16 protein-coding genes are annotated in these 19726 nt (G+C 63.9%); 3 read left to right on the forward strand and 13 right to left on the reverse strand.

Translation table 11 applies throughout. The features are described from left to right. Positions 1-74 precede the first annotated feature (74 nt). A complete protein-coding gene (locus ACFO5X_RS15875) occupies positions 75-2714 on the reverse strand; it encodes a hypothetical protein (RefSeq protein ID WP_380718627.1) in 2640 nt (879 codons plus the stop codon). 189 nt (positions 2715-2903) lie between these two features. On the opposite strand from ACFO5X_RS15875, the gene ACFO5X_RS15880 reads away from it, so the two are divergent. Beyond that, a complete protein-coding gene (locus tag ACFO5X_RS15880; RefSeq protein WP_380718629.1) occupies positions 2904-3593 on the forward strand; it encodes an SIMPL domain-containing protein in 690 nt (229 codons plus the stop codon). Between the two features lie 7 nt (positions 3594-3600). On the opposite strand, the gene ACFO5X_RS15885 is transcribed toward ACFO5X_RS15880, so the two are convergent. Continuing rightward, positions 3601-4893, reverse strand: a complete 1293-nt coding sequence (locus ACFO5X_RS15885; RefSeq protein ID WP_380718631.1) for an O-acetylhomoserine aminocarboxypropyltransferase/cysteine synthase family protein — start codon at positions 4891-4893, stop codon at positions 3601-3603. A gap of 230 nt (positions 4894-5123) precedes the next feature. Here ACFO5X_RS15885 and ACFO5X_RS15890 point away from each other — a divergent pair, with 230 nt between their 5' ends. Next, positions 5124-5768 (forward strand): hypothetical protein, encoded by a 645-nt coding sequence (locus ACFO5X_RS15890; RefSeq protein ID WP_380718633.1) that lies wholly within the window; start codon positions 5124-5126, stop codon positions 5766-5768. Positions 5769-5845: 77 nt separating this feature from the next. On the opposite strand, the gene ACFO5X_RS15895 is transcribed toward ACFO5X_RS15890, so the two are convergent. Continuing rightward, complete coding sequence (locus ACFO5X_RS15895; protein ID WP_380719530.1) at positions 5846-6850, reverse strand: hypothetical protein; 1005 nt, start codon at positions 6848-6850, stop codon at positions 5846-5848. Between the two features lie 138 nt (positions 6851-6988). Here ACFO5X_RS15895 and ACFO5X_RS15900 point away from each other — a divergent pair, with 138 nt between their 5' ends. Beyond that, positions 6989-7792 (forward strand): hypothetical protein, encoded by an 804-nt coding sequence (locus ACFO5X_RS15900; protein ID WP_380718636.1) that lies wholly within the window; start codon positions 6989-6991, stop codon positions 7790-7792. Positions 7793-7815: 23 nt separating this feature from the next. Here ACFO5X_RS15900 and ACFO5X_RS15905 read toward each other — a convergent pair whose 3' ends face one another. The 10 genes from ACFO5X_RS15905 to ACFO5X_RS15950 all read right to left on the reverse strand — a co-directional run bounded on the left by ACFO5X_RS15905 (position 7816) and on the right by ACFO5X_RS15950 (position 19656). Beyond that, positions 7816-8511, reverse strand: coding sequence for a helix-turn-helix transcriptional regulator (locus ACFO5X_RS15905; protein WP_380718638.1), 696 nt, complete (start codon positions 8509-8511; stop codon positions 7816-7818). A gap of 197 nt (positions 8512-8708) precedes the next feature. Beyond that, positions 8709-10322, reverse strand: coding sequence for an AMP-binding protein (locus ACFO5X_RS15910; protein ID WP_380718640.1), 1614 nt, complete (start codon positions 10320-10322; stop codon positions 8709-8711). Next, positions 10319-10768 (reverse strand): cupin domain-containing protein, encoded by a 450-nt coding sequence (locus tag ACFO5X_RS15915; protein ID WP_380718642.1) that lies wholly within the window; start codon positions 10766-10768, stop codon positions 10319-10321. Before ACFO5X_RS15915 ends, ACFO5X_RS15910 begins: the two co-directional genes overlap by 4 nt. A gap of 91 nt (positions 10769-10859) precedes the next feature. Continuing rightward, positions 10860-11990 (reverse strand): acyl-CoA dehydrogenase family protein, encoded by a 1131-nt coding sequence (locus ACFO5X_RS15920; RefSeq protein ID WP_380718644.1) that lies wholly within the window; start codon positions 11988-11990, stop codon positions 10860-10862. Positions 11991-12063: 73 nt separating this feature from the next. Continuing rightward, positions 12064-12876, reverse strand: coding sequence for an enoyl-CoA hydratase family protein (locus ACFO5X_RS15925; RefSeq protein WP_380718646.1), 813 nt, complete (start codon positions 12874-12876; stop codon positions 12064-12066). After that, complete coding sequence (locus ACFO5X_RS15930) at positions 12873-13322, reverse strand: MarR family winged helix-turn-helix transcriptional regulator (RefSeq protein ID WP_380718648.1); 450 nt, start codon at positions 13320-13322, stop codon at positions 12873-12875. The genes ACFO5X_RS15925 and ACFO5X_RS15930 overlap by 4 nt, the downstream gene beginning before the upstream one ends. After that, the gene (locus ACFO5X_RS15935; RefSeq protein WP_380718650.1) at positions 13319-14065 is read right to left on the reverse strand and encodes an SDR family NAD(P)-dependent oxidoreductase; all 747 of its coding nucleotides are present in this window, start codon (positions 14063-14065) and stop codon (positions 13319-13321) included. The genes ACFO5X_RS15930 and ACFO5X_RS15935 overlap by 4 nt, the downstream gene beginning before the upstream one ends. Beyond that, positions 14062-16347, reverse strand: coding sequence for a bifunctional salicylyl-CoA 5-hydroxylase/oxidoreductase (locus tag ACFO5X_RS15940; protein ID WP_380718652.1), 2286 nt, complete (start codon positions 16345-16347; stop codon positions 14062-14064). Before ACFO5X_RS15940 ends, ACFO5X_RS15935 begins: the two co-directional genes overlap by 4 nt. Before the next feature lie 164 nt (positions 16348-16511). Further along, positions 16512-18083, reverse strand: a complete 1572-nt coding sequence (locus tag ACFO5X_RS15945; RefSeq protein WP_380718655.1) for a 2-isopropylmalate synthase — start codon at positions 18081-18083, stop codon at positions 16512-16514. A gap of 223 nt (positions 18084-18306) precedes the next feature. Beyond that, the gene (locus ACFO5X_RS15950) at positions 18307-19656 is read right to left on the reverse strand and encodes an MORN repeat-containing protein (protein ID WP_380719532.1); all 1350 of its coding nucleotides are present in this window, start codon (positions 19654-19656) and stop codon (positions 18307-18309) included. Between the last annotated feature and the right edge of the window lie 70 nt (positions 19657-19726).

Consider the following 19726-nt stretch of genomic DNA (forward strand, 5'->3'; position numbering starts at 1 on the left):
TCACGTCCCGAAAAGGTCACTCTTAAATGATCTTTTGAAATCAACGTATTGACCCCCCGTCCTAGCTGGGACGCTCAGCCAGAGGGCACTTTCAGGGTCATGTTGCGGCCGCCCTTCTGATAGCGCAGCTCGCCGTCACCGATGGCCACGACCCGGCCACCATCCACAGTGTCGCCCACCTGAACCTTCTTGTAGCGCCCACTCGGCAGCCGGATCAGCGCCCGGCGGTTCGACGGGGTGCCATAGACCCCGATCAGGTTCAGCTGCCGCAGGTTGATCGCGTTCTTCAGCGTCGCCTGCCGCGCCACCGAGGCCGAAGTCGGAATCCGCGGCGCCACCGTCGCTGCCACCGTTTCCGGCTCCCCGTCATCGCCCGGGTCCTGTACCGAAGGCGCAGGCTTGGCCCGCGCCACCAGGCTCGCGAACCCGGCCGGCCGCGCATCGGGCCGCGGAGAGGTCGAGACCGCCAGCGCCGAGGCGCTCGCCGAAGCCGGAACCGCCGACTCCTCCGGGGTTTCAACGGCTGCCGGCGCGCTCTCGGGCACCACCAGAGAGGCGGGCCTCAACTTGGGTCGAACCGTCGCCAGCTCGGCCCGCGTCAGCCCCCCCAGCGACGAGCGCTCCACCCGTTCTGGCAGGTCAGCCGGCCGCAGCCTCGGTCGCACGCTCGCCAGCCGCGACTGCTCGGCCTTCTGCTCCTGCGGCGCCAGCTCTGCCCGCACCGGCGGGTTCGGCGGCCGACGCGGCGGTGGCCCCTGAATGATCAGAACTCCATCCGGATTCAGCGCGCCATCGCGGCTCGGCTCCACCAGCCCGGCGGAATTCAGCGTGAACTCCGTTCCCGCCGCCGCCGGCGATTGCTGCCCGCCGGGCACCCGGTCGGTATCCAGCGTATCGAGCGGCATCAGCGCGATCGCATCCTGCGACAGATCGGTCCGGTCGATGGACGCGATGTAGAGGTCGTCGATCCCGATGATCGACGGTGTCTCGGGCACATTCGGGGCGACAGGCCAAATACCGGTCGCCGCGTACCGCGCCGCGTCGGTCATCGGCGTCGCGGGCGGCACCTCTGCCGCTTCTTCCTCAGGCGCGGCGGAAGGATCCGTTTCTTCGACCGGCTGCCCGTCGGCCAGCGCCTCCTCGTCAGCCGGCGGCACAGGCTCGGACAGCATGGCGGTTTCGACATCCGCTGCCTCTTCGGTCGCCGGCACCATCTCCGGATCCGGCGGCTGGTCCGGTACCTCAGCTGCCTCGGGCTGGCTGCTCTCGGGCTGGCTGCTGTCGCGCAGCGCGTCCAGCACCGCGGCATCGGTCGCCGAGAGCGCAGGCCCCTGGGGCTCCTGCCCGGCAGGGGCAGGTTCGGACGCGCTCATGCGCGCGGTCTCGGCCGGCGCGGCCGCCATCACCGGGTCCTCTGTCTGCACTGACGGCGCAGGCACGGCCGCCGGCCGCACGGCAATCTCGGTGCGCGTCTCGCCCGAGCGGAACAGTCCCGCCAGACCGTCGTCAAGGAAGAGGCTCGCCCAGAGCGCGACGACCATCAGCACAACCAGAAGCCCGCCGGTCAGGATCAGACCAAGGCGCCGGCCCTGTCCCGAAATCGGATCGTTGTTGCGTGCGCCAAAGACGGTCATCCGCCCGGCTTCGTCCTTGGGTACCTGGCGCTGCGGCAGCGGAATCTCGAGCTTGCGTGGGGCAGCAAGTGCCGGGGCGGGCTCGGCAGGCCGCTTCGGTTTCGGAGCCTCGCTGCGCGCCGGGCGGCTGCGGCGCGACAGGAACGCGGCGAAGCCTTCGGCCGGCATCTCCTCGGGCTCGTCCGGAATGGCGAGAACCGGGGCGGTGACATCGGTCGCGGCTCCGCCAGGCAGGTCCACGAATGTGGTCAGCGGCGGACTGTCCGAGGCGACCGAGCCATCCGTCTGCGCAGGACGGGGCGGGGCGGATTCGACGGGCGCTGCGTCTTCAACAGCTTCCGGTTCATCCTCAGCAGTGTCCGAAATGGTCTCGCCCTGCGAATCCTGAACTGGCGCGTCCTCGGAAGGGGCCGAGAAGTTGATCCTCGGCATAGGCGCCTCGGCGTCCGGATCGATGTCGTAGGAGGGCGCCGGATGCCGGGCCCGGCGGCTGGAAAAACTGGGTGCTTCACCTGCGGGCGCAGCCGTCTCTGGAGGAACCAGGGCTGGGCCGATCACGACAACTGCCACGCCATCGGGTTCGACCCGTTCCTTCCGGCTGAGGCCACTGGCCCGCCCGAAGAAGGGTTCGCCAAGAAAGTCATTCTCGCCAGGGATCGCAACAAAGCTGACCGGGCCAAACCCATGCTCCTCGGCGAAGGCTTCCGCTTCGTTCAGCGTTTCCCGCGCGACCGCCGCGATATGCGTCATCTCACCGTCCGGAGATGTGTCGAAGGCAAGATCCGCCAGGGCGTAGGGGGTTGCCCCATCGAGCGTCGTCGCAACGATCCTGTCGCGCGCCTCGCCGGTGAACGAACCCGTCGCCACGCTCAGATACCTGACCTGATCGTTGGGGATGATCACCTTGCAGCGCATCTCACCGGGCACCAGCCGAAGCGCCTTCTCGCGCAGCTTGGCGAGGTCGCGGGCAAGGTCGTCCGATTCGAGCGAAACTTCGCCGACAAATCGCCAGCCGCCTGCCGCACGATGCAGCAGGGCAATGCCATCAAACGACAGCGATAGGGCAAAGGCGGGTTTCATCAGCGGCGAATCCCAGTCAAAGTCACGCGTTTCCCCTAGCAGGGCAGGGGCGTCGCCGGCAGCCCGGCAATTGCACCATATGGCAGGTCCTTGCCGAGGAACAGGACCACACCAAAAGGCGCCCTTGCGGGGTATGGCCGGCAACCCCTACGTATGACGAAATCCGTGGAATATTAAAGGAGAATGGATGTGAACGGCAAGGTGTTGTCCGCAGCCGCGCTGATCTGCGCGCTTCTAACCCCCGCAGGGGCCGAAACGGCGCCGTCCCGGCAGATCGTAGTGACCGGCGAAGGCCGCGTCGATACCACGCCCGACATGGCGGTGATCTCATTGGGCGTCACGCACGAAGCCAAGGCCGCGATGGCGGCCATGGGTGAAACCTCTGCTGCGGTCGCGGCCGTGCTGGAACGCCTGACCTCCATGGGCGTCGCTGAAAAGGACGTGCAGACCGAGAATGTGTCGCTGAACCCGATCTGGAGCGATCCGGGCAGCCAGGGCGGCGTGCCGTCCATCAGCGGGTTCTCCGCGTCGAACACGGTCCAGGTGAGGGTCCGCGATCTGGAGCGGCTGGGCGCGATCATGGATACCGCCATCGGCGACGGCGCCAACACCTTCAGCGGGCTGCAATTCTCTCTTCAGAACCCCGCACCGCAAGAGGAAGAGGCCCGCAAGCGTGCCGTCGCTGACGGGATGGCCCGAGCCAAGGCATTGGCCGAGGCAGCCGGCGTTACGCTTGGCCCGGTTCAGCAGATCAACGAGATCGGCGGCGGCATCCCCGGTCCGATGAAGATGTCGATGGCCCGCGACGAGGGCATTCCCATCGCCGCGGGAGAGGTCAGCGTGTCGGTGACGGTCTCGATGACCTTCGCCATCGAGTGAGCCGACTTCAGGCGGTCGCCTTGCTCAGGGCCTGATCGAGATCGGCGATCAGGTCGTTCGCGTCCTCGATCCCGATCGAGACACGCACCAGATTGGGTCCGGCGCCGGCAGCTTCCTGCTGGGCCGGAGTCAATTGGCGGTGCGTGGTCGAGGCAGAGTGGATGATCAGCGACCGGGTGTCGCCCAGGTTCGCGACGTGGCTGAAGATTTCCAGTGCATTCACCAGCTTGACGCAGGCGTCATATCCACCCTTGACCGCAAAGGTGAAAAGCGCCCCGGCACCTTTCGGACAGATCTTGGCGATCCGGTCGTAATAGGGCGAGGACTTCAGACCGGCATAAGTCACGTAATCGATGCGCGGATCCTTTTCGAGCCAGGCGGCGATCTTCTCGGCGTTCTCGACGTGACGCTGCATCCGCAGGCTCAGTGTTTCGATGCCCATCAGCGTGTAATGCGCAGCCTGCGGGTTCATCGTCATCCCCAGGTCACGCAGACCGACCGCAATGCCATGGAACATGTAGGCCAGCGGCCCGAAGGTCTCGTGGAACTTAAGCCCGTGATACGCGGGCTCGGGCTGGCTGAGCGAGGGAAACTTGTCCGAGGCCGACCAGTCGAACTTGCCTGAATCGACAACACATCCCCCGGTGACCGTGCCGTTGCCGGTCAGATACTTGGTCGTCGAATGCACCACCAGCGTCGCGCCAAGTTCGATCGGGCGACAGAGATAGGGCGTTGCCGTCGTATTGTCGACGATCAGCGGAACGCCCGCCTTGTCGGCGATGTCGGCAAGCGCCCGGATGTCAGTGATATAGCCGCCGGGATTGGCGATTGTCTCGCAGAACACCGCGCGGGTATCCGCGTCGATAGCGGCGGCAACTGCATCGAGGTCGTCGGTATCGACGAACTTCGCCGACCATCCGAACCGCTTTATGGTCTGGCTCATCTGGGTCACCGTGCCGCCATAGAGACGGGTCGAGACCACGACATTCTTGCCCGGTGCCATCAGCGGGAACAGCGCCATGATCTGTGCCGCGTGCCCCGAGGAACAGCACACCGCGCCGACGCCGCCTTCCAGCGTCGCGATACGCTCCTGAAGCACGCTGACCGTCGGGTTGGTCAGACGCGAATAGATGTAGCCGACCTCCTGCAGGTTGAACAGCGCGGCGGCATGATCGGCGTCTCGGAACACATAGGCTGTGGTCTGGTAAATCGGCGTCTGTCGCGCGCCGGTGGCCGGGTCGGGGCGGGCGCCGGCATGAATTTGCAGGGTATCGAAACCGTAGGTGGGTCCGTCGGACATAGCTCTCTCTCCCAGTTCGGATGTCGCGGACAGGGTTAATGCATTTAACACATCGAGTGCAGCGCAATTTTCAGGATACGCGGCAAAAAGAACGGGCGTCCGGGAAACACCCCACGAACCAGAACACTTTGAGCGGACGGACGCTGCACCGGTGAACATAGATTATATGTATGTTGACGGAATGCATGATACAACATACCTGTAATCTATGTTGAGGCCAGGAGACTGCCATGAACGACGATATTCAAACTCTTGAGAAGAAAAAGAAACGCGCCGGCAAGCGTGCGGCGGCTGGAAAGGCGCGCAGGGGTCCGAAGGGTGAAGCGGGCGCCGCACAGCCAACCCTCGCGGAAAAGCGTCTTGCCAAGCGCAAGCGGCAGGCCGAAACGAATACGGTCACCTTCCTGCTGGAAACCGAAGTGCGCAAGGTCATGACCCAGGCCGCCAAGATCGCCGGGATGGACCTGGCTCCCTTCCTCCAGAAGCTGGCCGAGACTTTTGTGATCGAACAGGCCCCCGCCGGAGATCCTCTCGCCAAGCGCCTTGCCGCCAAGCGCGCGGTGCTGGACCGTGTCGTCGAGCTCGCTCGCGAAATTGACGCGGCGGGAGGCTTTGACGAGCACTTCATCCTGTCCGTGATGAAGCGCGCCGCGACCGACGCCATATTCCAGGCGCACTACGATGACGCCGTGGATGCCGGCACGGCCGATCAGCGTGCCCTCGCCCGCGCCAAGGCGCCAATCAACCAGCAGATGGGCCGCCTCATCAAGGGCGTCGCAGGCGCAAAGAGCAAACGCGACGAGAATGGTAAAATTCAGCGCGCCCAAGTGTCGGGCGAGGTGATTTCAACCTACACGTTGCTGCAACGCGCCTAAGTCATGTAATACCGACTGTCGCTCCGAAGGCCGCTCTCCGAGAGCGGCCTTCTCCGTTCAAGAACGGAAGTCCGGCGTCACCGGATCCAAAGCCCCGCTTCCTTGATGCGATTGCGGATCGCCTTTTCTTGTGTTGGCAGGTTGTCGCGGTCGAACATGGCCCGCACCCTGTGCCCCTTTCGTTGATAGACTGTGCGCTTGATCGCCTCGTAATTCTTCAGGATTTTCTTGATCTTGTTTGGTGCGGCAACCTCTTCCAGCGCCGCGACCACATAGTCGCTCTCGCGGGCGTAGAGCAGGGGAAAATGGCGGTAATGGCAGCTGATTGCGCCATCAAGCAAACCCCGCGGCAGCACGTCGCGCGCCCCGCCAAGCGCGTGAATCACCAGCGGAAGCGTGATCTGGTCCAGCCAGGGGGCAAAACTCTGCCCGGTCAGTTCGACGGGTGGCGTGTCGCGGATGGTCTGGGCATAGTCCAGAAACGCGGCGCCAAACACACGCGGGCAGGGACCATAGAACCACCCTGCGTTGAAATAGAGATAGCGCCGCCAATGGTTTGCGGGTTGAGACAGATCGAGGCTCGAGTCGAAGTCCAGTCCGAAAAGATCGTACAGCGAACGCCAGATCTGTGCGATACCGGGTCCATAGAGTGTCGGCACCGGCCAGGTTCCCTCCACCCGGCCCGAGGCAGAGGGCCGAGCAAAGTCGAAGGGCACGCCCCCCAGGTCGCCGGTGATCAACGTATCGCTGTCGAAAAACACGAAAGGCTCGCCCTTGGGCATCGCCAGCAACGCTTCGATCTTGTTGCCGTGCGGATAGCTGCCGCCAAACACCCGGTTCTGAAATGGCAGGATCTCGGCGCCAAGTGCATCTAGCGCGGCCAGCAGGTCCAAGTTGCGGATCGAGGGGTCATATCCCCAGTTTGCTCCGGGTTGCGGCACGGCCACGAACAAACGTCCGGGGAAATCGGGCGCAAACTTCCGCAAAGATGCAGCGAACAAAAGACATTCGTATTGCAGACGCCCGGCTTGGCCGACGATCATCACATTGAACGATTGGCGCGCGCCCGGATTGTTTGACATACTGCTCCCGGTCGCCGATTTCTGCTGCGACGGCTGCTTTTTGCGGGCAGTATAGAGGCGTTGGCCTTGGCCCAAAACCCTGCAATTGCGCAGGTCCCGATTTCGCCCGGACTGCGGGAACTGGTGGAGGAGATTTTTATGCTCGAGATTTTCCTGTTGATGCTGGCGACATCGGTGCATCAGGCAGCCGAGATGGATGCGGCTCTATCGATGCCGGCCGAGACCCCGTCAATCACCGCCTTGGAAACACCAACGGCGACCGCGCCGGACGCCGCCCAGATGGCTGAGGAAGAGACGCCACCCGAGGCAGCCGAGCCGACGCCACCGCAACAGACCTCGGCGCTGAACCTGCCCGTCTTCCCGCCCGCGGCTTCCACCGCCCCTGCGCAACCTGCGCCGGTGGCCACCGCCCCGCAACCCGCGCCACAGACGGCCGCGCCGGTGATCTTCGCGCCTCAACCTGCCCCCCAACCGGTGCCTCAGCCGACGCCGAATCCGCAGGAGCAAACTTCAGCCCAATTGGCCTTTCTCGCGCCAAAGGCGCAAACCGTCACGCCGGGACTCGTGGCCGAGCCTCAGGTGCCGACCGGGCGCTTTCTCACCGCACTCGAGGTGCGGCCGATCCTGAACGCCACCAAATCGAACTGGATCGCAGTCCGCGAATATGGCGGAAAGGACCTGCTTTATGTCACGCACCTCTGGTCCTGGCGCTGCGGATTGCTTGAACTGCGGGTGGGCCTGAATGGCGCACCGGCCGAGCCCTGGCCTCTGCCGCAGTGCCATCTCGACAAACCACAGGCTGCGGCAATTCTCGAAGGAGACGGCAACCCCTACCGGGAATTCCCCCTGCGCACGGTTCAGCTGATAGAGGTGATGGTCACTTACGACGACCTGACCACCGACAAGGTCCGCTTCAATCGCGCGGGCGTGGTCATTCCCTGACCCTCGGAGAACGCCCCCGCGCATCAGCCGATAACCTGTGGTCCTGCGGCATAGCCATGCTGTTCCGTCCAAAGCTGGCGCAAAGTCCTCTGCTGCTCGGGAAAGAACTCCTCCAGCAGATCGCAGCCCCACAGACGATCGACCCGGAAGTGCCTGAAATCGTGGCGAAGCTCGCACCAGGCCGCAAGCATGACGCATTCGAGATGGTAGATCACCGCCACCGGACGAACAACGCGCACAGACTCCTCCTCATCGGCATCGCGGTAGGTCAAGCGCAGCTTGCGTGCCTGCCGTACCGCGTCGCGCAGCACTGACTTGGACACACAGCCAAGCGCCGGATCGTCCAGTGGCGCACCCCAGGGCGCGACCTGCAGCCAGTCCGCCTCGGGGCTGAGCGCCTCGATCTTCGCGCGAATCCGCTCCGCCGCTTTCTGAAGCGCCCCATCCCCGGTCCGTGCCAGCATCGCCAGTCCGACCCTCAGCGCCTCGATTTCTTCCGGGTCGAAATTCAGAGGCGGCAGGTCATAGCCGCGCCGCATGACATACCCGACACCAGCCTCTCCTTCGATCGGGGTCCGCATGCCCTGCAGCGCCGCGATATCACGATATATGGTGCGCTCAGACACTTCCAGGCGCTCGGCCAGGGCGCGCGCGGTCAGCGGTCGCGCGGCAGAGCGCAGGACTTGGATGATTTCGAACAGGCGCGACGACTTCCGCATCATGATCTCCTCGGGTTGCCGTCACCCTAACATCCCCTCCTGACACCCCACTGTCAGGATCGGTGCTGTCCAGTCGCCTGGAAAGCGAAGGAGGCCCCACATGTCATGGTATGATTCCGCAACACTGATGGCCCTGCGGCTCGGACCCTGGGCCGAGCCGCGACGCCGGAAGTCATGGGAAACCGAGCGCGACGCCCTCAGTTCTGCTTCAGCCGAAACCGCTGAATCTTCCCCGTCTGCGTCTTCGGCAGCGAATCGACGAATTTCACCGAACGGGGATACTTGTAAGGGGCAATGCGCGCCTTCACAAAGTCCTGCAAGGCCTTGATATCGCCTGTGACACCCGGTTTCAGCACGACATGCGCCTGCACGATCTGCCCCCGATCCTCGTCTGGCACCCCGATCACGGCGCATTCCGCCACATCCGGATGGGCCAGCAAGGCGGCCTCGACCTCCGGACCGGCGATATTGTAGCCGGCCGAGATGATCATGTCGTCGGACCGCGCCGCGAAATGCAGATAGCCGTCGGCATCCATGACAAAGCTGTCGCCGGTCAGGTTCCAGCCATTCTGCACATAGTCGGCCTGCCGACGGTCGTTCAAATAACGGCAGCCGGTCGGCCCTTGGACAGCCAGCCTCCCCACCTCGCCACGGGGCAGCTCTTGCCCGTCCTCGCCGACGATCTTCGCGCGATATCCTTTTACCGGCCTGCCCGTGCAGGCGGGGCGATGGTCGTCGAAGCGGTTGGTGATGAAGATATGCAGCATCTCGGTCGAACCGATGCCGTCCAGCATCGGCTTGCCTGTCTTGGCCATCCAGTCGTCATAGACCGGCGCCGGCAGCGTTTCGCCCGCCGAAACTGCCGCACGGAGCGAGGACAGATCCGCTCCCTGGTCCATCGCGGCCAGCATCACCCGATAGGCGGTCGGCGCGGTAAAGCACACGGTCGCCCGATATTTCTGGATGATCTCGATCATGTTCGGCGGTGAGGCGCTTTCCAGCAGCACCGCGCAAGCACCAAAGCGCAGCGGGAAGACCGCCAGCCCGCCCAGGCCGAAAGTGAAGGCCAGAGGGGGCGAGCCGACGAAGATGTCCTCCGGCGTGACGTTCAGCACCTCCTTCGCATAGCCGTCCGCGATGATCAGGATGTCGCGGTGAAAGTGCATCGTCGCCTTGGGCTCGCCCGTGGTGCCGCTGGTGAACCCCAGCAGCGCCACGTCGTCGCGCCCCGTCTTCACGGCCTCGAACCGCACCGGCTTGTCCAGCGCGGCGCGGTCCAGTTCCGCATCATGGTTCGCAGTGCCGTCAAAACCAACAACGGTCTTCAAGGTGCTGGAATCCTTGGCACATGTGACCATATCCTCCATGAGCCGAGTATCGCAGAGCGCGTGCGTGATACCCGCCTTGTCGACGATCTTGGCCAGTTCCCCGGCCCTCAACATCGGCATCGTGTTCACCACCACCGCCCCCGCCTTTGTCGCGGCAAGCCAGCAGGCCACCATTGCCGGGTTGTTGGCGCTGCGGATCAGCACCCGGTTGCCGGGCTTCACGCCGTAGTTCTCCACCAGCGCGCGCGCCAGCCGGTTGGTCCAGTCAGCCAACTCCTTGTAGCTGCGCCGCCGCCCGTTTCCGATCAGCGCGGTGTGGTCGCCAAAGCCCTGTTCGACCATCCGGTCAGTCAGTTCGACCCCGACGTTGATCCAGTCGGGATAGGAATGTGCGCCAGGCGTGATCTCCGGCCAGTCGGACGCGGGCGGCAGGTTGTCGCGCGTGAAGGTGTCGGTGTGACCCGAAGGCCCCAGGGGTGTCATGCATTCGCCTCTTCAGGCAGGAAGTCGACTTCGTGTTGCGCCGACAGTTCAACGATCCGTCCGATGTCGGTCTGGTCGTGCAGCGCCGCGAAGAGATCGCGCAGCTGCCCCATGGGCGAGACCCAGAAGAGCGCGCGGCACGGCTTGTCGGACTTGTTGAAATAGCCGTGGGGAATGCCGCGCGGCATCCGCACCAGATCGCCTGCACGCGCCTTGGTCCAGACGCCGTCCAGCTTCAGGTCCAGTTCCCCCTCTTGCACCAGGATGAATTCGTCCTGTGTCGGGTGGATGTGCACGGGCACGAACTGTCCCGGCTCGGAATTGGTCTCGAAGGCGAAAGTCGTCTCGCAGACGGCCTTCGGATAATAGGTCTGACCAAGGATGTTCCACACGACCCCGTCATAGCCAGAGCCGTTTTCGGTGATGCCTTTCTCGAGATCTTTCATGACACTTCCTCTTGTTGGATTTCAGTCTCCCGTTGTCTCGGGATTGGTCTTTTTTCCTATCTGCCGCAGGCCCCCGGTGGGACGGCCTGTGTCAGCTTCCCATCGCAGTTCGGGCGATCACCACCTTCTGCACGTCGCTTGCGCCTTCGTAGATTCTCAGGGCGCGGATCTCCCGGTAAAGGCTTTCCACCACGCTGCCCCTGCGCACGCCGTCACCGCCATGCAGTTGCACTGCCGCGTCTATGATCTGTTGCGCCGTCTCGGTCGCATGGAGCTTCGCCATCGCTGCCTCGCGCGTCACCCGCGCCGCGCCCATGTCCTTGGTCCAGGCCGCGCGATAGACCAGCAGGGCCGAGGCATCGACTCCCAGAGCCATGTCCGCGATATGGCCCTGCACCATCTGAAGATCGAACAGGGGCGCACCAAAAAGCTCTCGATTCTGAACCCTTGCAAGGCTCTCCTCGAGCGCGCGCCGCGCAAAGCCAAGCGCTGCCGCGCCGACGGTCGAGCGGAAAACGTCCAGCACAGACATCGCGACGCGAAAGCCGCCGCCCGCCGGCCCGATCAGCGCCGACCCGGGAAGGCGCATGTCGGTGAACGTGAGGCGTGCCAGCGGATGCGGAGCGATCACCTCGATGCGTTCGGCGATCTCCAGCCCGGGTGTGTCGGCCGGCACCAGAAAGGCCGAGATCCCCTTCGCCCCCGGCGCTTCCCCGGTGCGCGCGAACAGCACATAAAGATCGGCGATTCCCCCGTTGGAAATCCAGGTTTTTTCGCCGTTTATCACAAAGTCGTTGCCGTCTTTCTCTGCGGTCGTGGTCATATTCGCCACGTCCGACCCGCTGGCCGGCTCGCTCAGCGCAAAGGCCGAAATCGCCGCGCCTGAACGCGTCCTTTCCAGCCATGTTCGCTGCTCATCCGTTCCAAACAGCGACACCGCCCCCATCCCGAGCCCCTGCATGGCAAAGGCGAAATCGGCCAGCCCGTCATGGCGCGCCAGTGTCTCGCGGATCAGGCAGAGCGAGCGGACGTCCAGCGTCTCGCCACCCGAGTGCTTGAGAAAGCCGGCTGCCCCCAAGTCGTGCACCAGCCCCCGGCAGGCGGCATCGACGTCGCCGTGATCGACGGGCAGGTTGGCCTTGCACCACTCCTCGAGCGCCGCTGCCAATGCGCGGTGACGATCCTCGAAGAAGGGCCACTCCAGAAAGCTCCGGTCCGCCATCCCAGCAATTCCCTCTGCTTCTTCTCTTTCCAAATACTCCAAGGCCACCGCGCCGCCGGCGCGCCGGCAGGGGTCAGTCCCCGGCGAACACCGGCTTTTCCTTCGCGACGAAGGCGTGGTAGGCGCGCTCGAAATCCTTGGTCTGCATGCAGATCGCCTGCGCCTGCGCCTCGGACTCGATCGCCTGATCCAGCGACATGTTCCATTCCTGGTTCAGCTGGGTCTTGGTGATCCCATTGGCAAAGGTCGGACCGGCGGCGATACGGCCGGCCAGCTTCATCGCCTCGGCCTCCAGCGACTCCGCCGGATGCAGGGCGTTCCAGTAGCCCCAGGCGAGCCCTTCCTCTGCACCCATCGCGCGCCCGGTATAGAGGAGTTCGGCCGCGCGCCCCTGACCGATGATACGGGGCAGCATCGCGCAAGCGCCCATGTCGGCGCCGGCAAGGCCCACACGGTTGAACAGGAAGGCGCATTTCGCCTCGGGCGTGGCAAGCCGAAGGTCCGAGGCCATGGTGATGATCGCCCCAGCTCCGGCCGCGATGCCATCGACGGCCGCGATCACCGGTTTGGTGCAGTGCAGCATCGCCTTGACCAGATCGCCGGTCATGCGTGTGAAGGCCAGCAGATCCTTCATCTCCATCGCCACCAGCGGGCCGATGATGTCATGCACATCCCCGCCCGAGCAGAAGTTCCCGCCGTTCGAGGCGAAGACAACGGCGTGAATGTCGCTGGCATAGGGCAGCGCCCGGAACGTATCGCGCAGTTCGGCATAGCTGTCGAAGGTCAACGGGTTCTTGCGGTCCGGCCGGTTCAGGCGGATCGTGGCTACGCCATCGGCCGCCTGCCACTGGAAATGTTTCGGGGCAAAGCCAGCCATATCGGTCATGCGGGGTGGTCTCCTATGCGGTCGAGTAGCGTGATGAGCGTATCCAGTTCGCCCGCCGAGAACGGGGCGAGCAAGTCGTTGACCCAGGTTTCGTGATCGGCGGCCATCGCGGCAAAGCGCTCTATGCCGGCCGGAGTAAGCCGCACCAGCATGGCGCGGCGGTCGCCATCGACCTGGGAGCGTTCGATCAGCCCTTCGCTTGCCAGCCGTTCGACGATGCCGGTGACATTGCCGTTGCTGACCTTCAGCCGCGCCGACAGGTCGCTCATCCGCAACCCGTCACGGTGGCGATCCAGGGCCGACAGCACGTCAAAGCGGGGCAGGGTGCTGTCATGCGTCTCGCGCAGGCGCTCGCGCAGATGCGCTTCGATCCCCCGATGGGCCGACAGCATCCGCAGCCACAGCCGCAGCCGTTGCTTCGACGGGGGGCGCACCGTATCGCTCATATCTCGCCACCCGAGATCGAGATCGCCTGGCCTGTCACCCCTTCCGAGCCGGCGAGGCAAAGCCATAGTGCAGCGGCAGTCACCTCTGCAGGCTGGATCAGGCGGCGTTGCGGGCTGTTGGCCTCCAGCGAAGCGCGCGCCTTGTCCGCGGACATCCCGGTCTTGCCGGTGATATTCGCAATAGTGCGCTCGGTCATTTCGGTATTAAGAAAGCCGGGGCAAAGCGCATTGACCGTGAGTCCGCTCCGCGCGGTTTCCAGCGCCAGACTGCGAACCATGCCGATGACGCCATGTTTCGCCGCCGCGTAGGGCGCCACATAGGGATAGCCCTTGAGGCCTGCGGTCGAGGCCACGGCGATCAACCGCCCCCAGGACGCGCTGCCCATCGCCTGCAGCGCGGTGCGGAAGGTCAGGAAGGTTCCGGTCAGGTTCACATCCAGCATCGCCTGCCACTCGGCGAGCGTCGTCTTCCGGAAGGGCGCGCTGGCCGACGCGCCTGCATTGGCGATCACGATGTCCGGCGTGTCGATGAAATCGAACATGGCCGCCACGGACGTTTCGTCGGTCACATCCGCCTGGACGGTATGAATCTCCGCATAATCCGCCGCCACACGCTCCAGTGCCTCGGCGGTGCGTCCGGCGATCCAGACCCTTGCACCCTCGCGCGCGAACCCTCGCGCCAGATCGGCGCCCAGACCGGTGCCGCCACCGGTGATAAGAACGACCTTTCCCTTAACGCTCACACTTTGATTCCCATGCCCTCACCCCGTTCAGCGAGCCTGCGCATCTGGTCACGCCCGCGCAGATATGGCAACGGCCAGGGGGTCTCTGTGTCGCCCAAAGCGGCGGCGGCGTGCAGCGTCCAGTACGGGTCTGCAAGGTGCGGCCGCGCAAGACAGACCAGATCCGCGCGCCCCGCCATCAGAATGGAATTCGCGTGATCCGGCTCGTAGATATTCCCGACCGCCATCGTCGCCATCCCGGTTTCGTTGCGGATGCGGTCTGAAAACGGCGTCTGGAACATGCGGCCATAGACCGGCTGCGCTTCGATTGAGGTTTGCCCGGCCGAGACATCGATAATGTCCGCCCCGGCCGCGCGGAACATCTCGGCGATCTCCACCGCCTCCGCCGCATCGACGCCACCTTCGACCCAGTCGCTGGCCGAGATACGTACCGACATCGGTTTGGTCTCGGGCCAGGCGGCGCGCATCGCGGCGAAGATTTCCAGCGGATATCGCATCCTGTTCTCGAGGCTGCCGCCATACGTGTCTGTTCGGTGGTTCGACAGCGGCGAGATGAACGAAGAGATCAGATAACCGTGCGCGGCATGCAGTTCCACCATGTCAAAGCCGGCGCGGTCAGCCATCTTGGTCGCGGCGACGAACTGGTCGCGGACAAGGTCCATGTCACCGCGGTCCATCTCCTTCGGCACCTGGTTCTCGGGCGCCCAGGGCAGGGGAGAGGGGGCGATGATGGGCCAGTTTCCCGTCGTCAGCGGCGCATCCGACTCTTCCCAGCCGACCTGAGTCGAGGCCTTGCGCCCGGCGTGGCCGATCTGCATGCACAGCTTGGCCTGGGTTTCGGAATGGACGAAATCGGTCAGGCGCTTCCAGGCCGCCTCATGTTCCGGCGCATACAGACCGGGGCAGCCCGGCGTGATCCGCCCCTCGGGCGACACGCAGGTCATCTCGACATAGACCAATCCCGCGCCGCCCTTCGCGCGTTCCGCGTAATGGGCGAAATGCCAGTCGGTGGGGCAGCCGTCTACGGCTTTGTATTGCGCCATCGGCGAAACCACGATCCGGTTGGCCAGCCGCATGTCGCGCAACCGGAACGGTGCGAACATCGGCGCGCGGTGCACTCCATTGGCGCCCGCCTGGGCCTGGAACCACTCTTCGGCGCTCTTCAGCCAATCCGGATCCCGCATCCGCAGGTTCTCGTGGCTGATCCGCTGCGACCGCGTGAGCAGCGAATAGGTGAATTGCACCGGATCAAGGTCCAGATACCGCTCCACCTGCTCGAACCACTCGGTCGAGTTGCGCGCGGCGGACTGGAGGCGCAGCACATCGGTGCGGCGGTCCTCCTGATACCGCTCGAAGGCCGCCTCCAACGTCGGCTGAGTCTCGACAAAATCCGCCAGAGCGATAGCCGACTCAAGCGCAAGTTTGGAGCCCGAGCCGATGGAAAAATGCGCGGTGGCCGAGGAATCCCCCAGCAGCACCACGTTCTTGTAATACCACTTTTCGCAGAGCACCCGGTTGAAGTTGATCCAGGCCGACCCGCGGATGTGCTTGGCGTTGGTCATCAGGGAGTGACCGCCCAAATGCGCCGCGAAAATTCTCTCGCAGGTGGCGATGCTTTCCTCCTGCGACATATGGGCAAAGCCCCACTTGTCGAAGGTGTCCTGGGCGCATTCCACGATGAAGGTCGCGGTGTCCTTGTCGAACTGGTAAGCGTGCGCCCAGATCCAGCCGTGCTCGGTCTTCTCGAAGATGAAGGTAAATGCGTTATCGAACTTGGCATGGGTGCCAAGCCATACGAACTTGCAGGCGCGGGTGTCGATCTCGGGCTTGAAATGCTCCGCGAAATGGGTGCGCACACGGGAATTGATGCCGTCCGCCGCCACCACGAGATCGTAGTCCGTCACCAGCGCATCGACATCGGCCACATCGGTCTCGTATTTCAGGGTAATGCCAAGCTCCCGGCACCGCTCCTGCAGCAGCAGAAGCATCTGCTTGCGCCCGATGCCGCAGAACCCATGACCGGTGGAAACGGTGTTGGTCCCTTTCAGGATCACCGAGATATCATCCCAATAGGCAAAATGCGCGTGAATCGCATCAGCGCTGACGGGATCGTTGGCACGCAGGTTGGCCAGCGTTTCATCCGACAGCACGACGCCCCATCCAAAGGTGTCGTCGGGCTTGTTCCGCTCGATCACCGTGATCTGGTGTTCGGGGTTCCGAAGCTTGAGGCTGATGGCGAAATACAGGCCTCCCGGCCCTCCGCCCAGACACACCACCTTCATTTTTGACCCTCCCCTTGGTCAGGACTCACCGGGAAATCTGGCAGGGGGGCGAATATATTTCAAGTATAAAATATCAAGCTTGAAACATCTCAAATCGCCAGAACGAAAAACAGCGCCGGCAATGGCCGGCGCTGTCCAGAAACCTGCCGGGCGGGTCGCCCGATCTAGTTCACGTCCTTGTAGCTGATCTCGCGCGCGTCGGCCCCGGGTGCGGTCTTCGCGCGACGCACGATCAGCCGGTTCAACGCATGAACATAGGCTTTCGCCGAGGCGACGACCGTGTCGGTGTTCGCCGACTGGCCGGTCACGATGCGCCCGTCCTCTTCCAGTCGTACCGAAACAGTGGCCTGCGCGTCGGTGCCCTCGGTCACGGCATGCACCTGATACAATTGCAGGTTCGCCTGGTTCGGGCACAGCTTGCGGATCGCCTTGAAGCTCGCGTCCACCGGGCCGTCGCCCTGCGCGGTGGCGGTCACGTCCTCGCCGTCGATCTCCATTTCGACCGTCGCCTCGGCCGGGCCGTCGGTGCCGCACAGCACCCGCATCGAGACGATCTTGAGGTTATCGCTCTCTTCCTCACCAATCCGCATCAGCGCCACGACATCGTCGTCGTAGACCTCCTTCTTGCGGTCGGCGAGTTCCTTGAACCGGACAAAGACATCTTTCAGCTGGTTGTCGCCCACCTCGAAGCCAAGCTGCTTAAGCTTGTCGCGCAGCGCCGCACGGCCCGAGTGCTTGCCAAGCGGCAGGCTGTTGGATGACAGGCCCACGTCCTCGGGCCGCATGATCTCGAAGGTCTCGACGTTCTTCAGCACGCCATCCTGATGGATTCCGCTCTCGTGGGCAAAGGCGTTCTTGCCCACAACCGCCTTGTTGAACTGAACCGGAAAGCCCGAAACCGTGGCCACCCGGCGCGAGATCGCCATGATCTTGCGGGTGTCGACATTGGTCGTCCAGGGCATGATGTCGTGGCGTACCTTCAGCGCCATGACCACCTCTTCCAGTGCCGTATTGCCCGCGCGCTCGCCGAGACCGTTTATCGTGCATTCGATCTGGCGCGCGCCGCCGGCGACGGCCGCCAGCGAATTCGCGGTCGCCATCCCAAGGTCGTTATGGCAGTGCGTGGCAAAGATCACCTCGTCGGCGCCCGGCACTTCGGCGATCAGACGGCGGATAAGGTCCGCACTTTCGACCGGCGCGGTATAGCCGACCGTGTCGGGAATGTTGATCGTGCTCGCCCCCGCCTTGATTGCGATTTCGACCACGCGGCGCAGATAGTCCCACTCGGTCCGCGTCGCATCCATCGGCGACCACTGCACGTTGTCGCAGAGATTGCGGGCGTGCGTCACCGTCTGATGGATGCGCTCGGCCATCTCGTCCATCGTCAGGTTCGGAATGGCGCGGTGCAGGGGGGAAGTCCCTATGAACGTGTGGATGCGCGGCTGTCGCGCGTTCTTCACCGCCTCCCAGCACCGGTCGATATCGGGCAGTTGTGCGCGGGCAAGGCCGCAGATGACCGAGTTCTTCGAGGCCTTCGCGATTTCGCTCACGGCGCGGAAGTCGCCCTCGGACGCGATGGGGAAGCCCGCTTCGATGATGTCGACGCCCATGTCGTCAAGCATCTCGGCAATCTCGAGTTTTTCGGCGTGGGTCATCGTCGCGCCGGGGGACTGTTCGCCATCCCGCAGGGTGGTGTCGAAAATCCAAACGCGGTTGCTGTCGGTCGTGCTGGTCATTTCAAGATCTTTCGTAACTGTTCCTAGGGCCAATGGCGCGCAGGCTGCATCCTCTGAGCGGGCGCGCCTAATGGCACGCTCAGAGGCGCGTTAGGAGCAGTAGGCCGCGCGCGACCGTGCCGCAAAAGGCGGGCAGGGCAGACATATGGGCGCGGCTATTCATGGCAGGGATGTATAACTTGAATATGGTAAATGAAAAGGGTGAATTTCGGACGGCCGTCGGTCAGCCCCCGTTCTTGTTCAGCGCGCCATTCTCCCAGGTGCCGCTTTCTTCCTGGCCGCTGGCATAGCGCATGGTGCCCTGTCCCTGACGTTTGCCCTTCACGAAGTCGCCCTCGTAAACGTCGCCATTTGCATAGGTCGCGATGCCCTTGCCCGCGATCTCGCCGTCCTTCCATTCACCGACATATTTGAACCCACCGGTCATGACAATTTCACCCTGGCCTTCGCGCTGCCCATTGACGAAAGCGCCGGTGTAAACCGATCCGTCGGCATAGGTCGCCTTGCCCTGGCCGTGCCGCTGGCCGTCCACCCAGTCGCCCTCGTAACGATAGCCATCCGGATAGGTCATCACGCCACGCCCATGGTTCTTGGCGTTCTTGAACTGGCCCTCATAGACTGTGCCGTTGGCGTAACGCGCGATTCCGTCGCCATCGATCACACCCGCAACCCACTGTCCTTCGTAGTTCGAGCCGTCGGGGTAGGTGATCTTTCCCGTTCCATCCGCAAGATCGGCGCGGAACTGACCCTCGTAGACCGATCCGTCGGGATAGGTGACGCGCCCCATGCCTTCGATCTGCCCGGCCACCCACGAGCCGGTGTAGACATAGCCATCGGTGCCGGTGAATGTGCCTTGACCATCGCGGCGATCGTCCGCGAAATCGCCCTCGTAGACATCGCCGTTGGCATAGTCCACCCGGCCCTTGCCCTCGCGCTTTCCGGCGACCAACTCGCCGGTATAGACGTCGCCATTGGGCTGGGTGAGGGTACCCTTGCCTTCGATCTGACCGGCTCTCCAGGTGCCCTGATAGACCAGCCCATCGGGCAGCGTCAGCTTGCCGGTCCCTTCGCGCTGGCCTGCAACGATGTCGCCGTCATAGACAGCGCCGTCGGGATAGGTGATGACGCCCTTGCCCTGCTTCTCGCCATCGACCCATGTGCCGCGGTATTCGTATCCACCCGGGCTCTGCATCGTGCCCTGGCCGTGGTGCTTGGCGTCCTTGAACTCGCCTTCATACCGCACGCCATTGGCGTAGATCGCGATCCCCTTGCCGTTGATCTTGCCATCCAGCCACTCGCCCTCGTAGGTGCCTCCGTCCGAGAACGTGATCTTGCCCAACCCCTCCGGCTTGCCCTTGGCAAATTCACCCTCGTAGACGGACCCGTTCGGAAACCGTGCAACCCCCTGTCCGCGAATTTCCCCGTCGACCCATTGCCCGGTGTACTCATACCCGTTGGGCAGGCGGTAGGTGCCGGTGCCGTGCTGCAACCCGTTTCGGAAGCTGCCCTCGTAGATGCCCCCGATGTCGTCCTGCGTCTTGCCGGTCTCTTGCGCCTGCGCGGGCAGGGCCATTTGCCAGGCGAGAAACGCGGCGGTCGTTGCTGTCAGGGCTCGGATCATGCTGTTTCCTGTCGGACCTGTC

The organism is Seohaeicola nanhaiensis, from assembly GCF_042654245.1.
In the GTDB taxonomy this organism is placed as follows: Bacteria; Pseudomonadota; Alphaproteobacteria; order Rhodobacterales; family Rhodobacteraceae; genus Seohaeicola_A; species Seohaeicola_A nanhaiensis.